General features: G+C 63.9%; 3 protein-coding genes. All 3 read left to right on the top strand.

Annotated features, from left to right (window positions below; translation table 11 throughout):
- Positions 1-204: 204 nt before the first annotated feature.
- The 3 genes from QM019_RS12545 to QM019_RS12555 all read left to right on the top strand — a co-directional run bounded on the left by QM019_RS12545 (position 205) and on the right by QM019_RS12555 (position 4,067).
- Positions 205-1,332 carry a PucR family transcriptional regulator gene (locus QM019_RS12545; RefSeq protein ID WP_282853286.1) on the top strand — a complete coding sequence of 376 codons (1,128 nt, stop codon included), beginning with the start codon at positions 205-207 and terminating at the stop codon, positions 1,330-1,332.
- Between the two features lie 155 nt (positions 1,333-1,487).
- Positions 1,488-2,819, top strand: coding sequence for an MFS transporter (locus tag QM019_RS12550; RefSeq protein ID WP_282853287.1), 1,332 nt, complete (start codon positions 1,488-1,490; stop codon positions 2,817-2,819).
- 42 nt (positions 2,820-2,861) lie between these two features.
- Positions 2,862-4,067 carry an ArgE/DapE family deacylase gene (locus QM019_RS12555; protein ID WP_282853288.1) on the top strand — a complete coding sequence of 402 codons (1,206 nt, stop codon included), beginning with the start codon at positions 2,862-2,864 and terminating at the stop codon, positions 4,065-4,067.
- Positions 4,068-4,178 lie beyond the last annotated feature (111 nt).

The following is a 4,178-nucleotide window of genomic DNA, read 5'->3' on the forward strand; positions in this document are numbered from 1 at the left end:
GATCCCGCGCGACGCGCACAACGTCATCACGGAACTCGCTGGGATAGGGCTTGGGCACAATGACATCCTTCCAGGCCGCCCTCCCGGGCAAGCCAGATCAGATGTCACCTATCCGTGCAGCAGACCCCTCAATGCGCTTCGTAGTAATCCTGGAATGCCTGGTCGATTCGCCACGCGACTGGCGTGAACGGCCACAATAAGGGAATGAGTGAATCCGGTTGGGTCGACCTCCTGCAACGTGTTCGGGCGGACCATGAAACATTCCTGTCCGACTTTCTCGGCGAGCTCGAGACGTTCGAGGCGTACGAAGATGTCGCGGTGCCACAGGCTGACATCGAGCGCACGGCTCAGCTTGCGTTCGAACTATTCCTCGAGCGGCTGGCGGCGCCGATTGGGCACGTCGGCTCCGCGGAGTTCCCCGAGACAATCGGCCGCCGGCGCGCGCGGCAGGGCATGCGCATCGATCAATTCTCGGAGGGCGTTCGCGTCAACTTCCGGCTGCTCTGGCGCGCCCTTCACCGGGCCGCGCAACCGGACCTGATCGATGGGCTCGCGGCCAACGGCGAGCGGGTGCTCAACATGGTCGAGCGGTATGCCATCGAGGCTCAGGGTGCTTTCCTCGAAGAGACACACATCATGGCGCAACTGCATTGCACGGCTCGCGAACGAGCACTCTCGAAGCTGTTCGCTGACAAGGCGGACTACGAGCAACTGCAATCGGCTGCTGACGTTTTGTCGTTGCCGGTCGACGGCGTGTTCGAGTTGGTCGCCGTTGACAAGTCCCATGTTTCAGAAGCAGACCGAGCGACTTATGCGAGCGACGGCGGGTACGCCTACGAGGGCCAAGAACTGGTCTATTGGTTTCGCCGGCGCACTGGGCCGGTCGACTGGTCGCTCTCGAAGTTAGAAACGTCGGGCGCGTATATCTCGCGAGTTCAAGGCCTCGGGGCGCTGTCGCCGGCAGCGCGCCTCGCGCGGGAAATGGTGGAGGTCAGCGATGAGCCGCGAGTGCTTACGCTGCGCGACTCGTTCGCATCCCTTCTGCGGCATGAACTATTCGGGCGCTTCGCAGGATTCGAAGCGGAACTGCTCGGGGCGTGGAACGAAACGCCAGGATACGAGCAATCCCGATACGTCGAGACACTTGACGCCTTCATGCGCACCGGCTCGATCAAAGAGGCCGGCGACGCGCTGTTCCTCCACCGCAACACCGTCTTCAAACGGCTCCGGTCATTTCACGAACTCACCGGCATTGACGTAACTGTGCCGCGTGACGCCGTCATCGCGATGGTGCTCATCTCAAACGAACCGCAGGGTGCAAATGAACACTAGCCCGCACTATTTGGCTCTGTCGCGACACTTCTAAGAGTCGTTTGGAGACATACGCTCAAGAGGTCAGAAGCTTCGAACGCTCTGAGCGGTGCGAAAACCCGGCTAGTGAGGTCGGTGCATTGTCGTGCCGAGAACACCTCACGATTGGAACACCGATGTCCCAGACAGAAGAGAACCTCCTGCCTCGAGAACGTCTCACCACAGTCAGCGGCGCCGACGCCGGAAAGATCGCACGCGCCGCCTTCGTGGGCACCGTGCTCGAGTGGTACGACTACTTCCTCTTCGGCACCGCCGCGGCCCTAGTCTTCAACCGGCTGTTCTTTACCGAGCTCGACCAGACAGCCGCGCTCCTCGCATCCTTCGCCACATTCGGCGTCGGCTTTGCCGCCCGCCCGATTGGCGCGATCCTGTTCGGCTGGATCGGCGACAAGGTCGGTCGCCGGCCGGCGCTCCTCGTTACCATCGTGATGATTGGCGTTGCCACGGGACTCATCGGCGTATTGCCCGACTTTGGTTCGATCGGGCTGGCCGCGCCGATCATGCTCGCAGTTCTGCGCCTCGTGCAGGGTCTCGCCGTCGGAGGGGAATGGGGCGGCGCCGTCACGATGGCGGTCGAGCATGCCCCGGCAGAGAAGCGCGGCCGGTTCGCGGCCCTGGTGCAGATTGGCTCGCCCGTCGGAACGCTGCTCTCGTCCGGTGCCTTCGCCGTCGTGCTCCTGCTGCCGGCTGAGACCTTTGACGCGTGGGGCTGGCGTGTGCCGTTCCTGCTCGCATTCCCGCTGCTGCTCGTCGCACTCTACATTCGCGTCAAGGTCGAGGAGTCGCCGATCTTCAAGGACCTCATGGCGGAGGAAGAGACCAGCAAGGTCCCCGCCGTCGAGGTCTTCCGGTTCGCCTGGAAACGGCTCATCGTTGCGACGCTGAGCGCATTGCTCGGCGTCGGTGGCTTCTACATGATCACGACGTTCGTCGTCTCGTACGGCTCGAACACGCTCGGCGTCGACCGGCAGATCATGGTCAACGCCACGCTGATCGCCGCGGTCGCCCAGATCTTCGTGACCGTCATCGCGGGGCGCTTTTCGGAGCGCATCGGCCCCGGCATCGTCACGATGTGGGGCGGCATCCTCACCGGTCTCGCGGCATTCCCGCTGTTCTGGCTCATCGACACCAAGTCGCCGCTCGCCATCACGCTCGCGATCACGATCGGCATCATGCTCGTCACAATCGCCTACGCAGTCTCGGGCGCGCTGCTCGCCGAGCTGTTCCCCGCGAAGCTTCGCTACTCGGGCGTCGCGATGGGGTACAACATCGCCGGCGCCACATCGGGGTTCCTGCCACTCATCGCGACCGCGATGCTGACCATCTCGAACAACGCATCCTGGGGCGCCGCGATCATCCTCGTCGCCATCTCGCTGCTCACCGCGATCGGCGGGTTCTTCGGCGAGCGACTCCGCGTCAGCGACAAGCCCATCGTGGTCGATGCGTAGCCGACGCGCGCCCCGTTCAAGAACTTTCGAAAGGACACATCCATGATCTCCAACGACATTGCCGAACGCATTCTGGCCGCGGTCGACGCCCAGTTCGACGCACAGCTCGAACGCACGGCCGAACTAGTTGCCTCGCCTTCGCTGCGGGCAGGGGAGGAACCTGCCCAGGACCTCGTCGAGCAGCAGCTGCGCGGGCTCGGCCTCGACGTCGATCGCTGGACAATCGACTCTCCCGAGCTTCGCGAGCACCCCGGCTTCGGCAAGCCGACCGTCGACTACGGCGGCATGACTAACGTCGTCGGCACTTACGAGCCGACCGAAGACCTCGGCAAATCGCTCATTCTGAACGGGCACATCGATGTGGTGCCGGAGGGCCCCGAAGACAAATGGAGTCGGTCGCCCTGGGACGCCGAGATCCGTGACGGCTGGATGTACGGCCGCGGCGCCGGCGACATGAAGGCCGGGCTCATCGCGAATCTCTTCGCCTTCGACGCGATCCGCAAAGCCGGTCTCGAACTCACCGGGCGCGTGCACCTGCAGTCGGTCGTCGAAGAGGAATGCACCGGTAACGGCTCGCTGGCGGCACTCCTGCGCGGCTACACCGCCGATGCGGTGATCATCTCCGAGCCCGAAGAGGATGCGCTCGTGCGCGCGAACGTCGGCGTGCTCTGGTTCACGGTGCGCGTTACGGGCGACCCGACGCATCCGCGCGAGATGGCCAACGGGTTCAATGCCATTGACGCCGCTTACGAGGTCATCGAGGCGCTGCGTGGTCTCGAAGAAGAGTGGAACGCCAAGAAGGGGGAGCACGAGTACTTCGAAAATCTCGACCACCCGATCAACTTCAACTTCGGTGGCATCCGTGGAGGCGACTGGCCATCGAGCGTGCCCGCCTGGTGTGAACTGCGCGTGCGGGTCGCGACCTACCCCGGCACGACTGCCGATGACGCGTGGGCCGAGATCGAGGAGTGCGTTGCGGACGCCGCGACCAACTCGTCGCACCGCCCGTTCGAAGCGCAGCTGACGCCCGACGGGTTCTACTCGGAGGGCTACGTGCTCGAGCCTGGCAGCGACGCCGAGGGCCTGCTCGAGGAAACCCACCGGGCGGCGTTCTCGCGCGAGCTCACGAGCTTCACGACACCCGGCTACCTCGACGGGCGCGTATTCGTGAACTACGGCAACATTCCGACGCTCGTCTACGGGCCGGTGTCGGAGAACATCCATGGTTTCGAGGCTCTTCGCAGTTGAGGGTGTAGTCGAGGGGCGCCGGCTGGTTCGCGGATAGACGTCGAGGTCTTCCAGGATGGAAGTTCTCACACTCACCGTCCGCCGGAAGACCTCGACTTGCACCACCCTACG

The sequence above is a fragment of the Gulosibacter sediminis genome, assembly GCF_030011715.1.
GTDB lineage: Bacteria > Actinomycetota > Actinomycetes > Actinomycetales > Microbacteriaceae > Gulosibacter > Gulosibacter sediminis.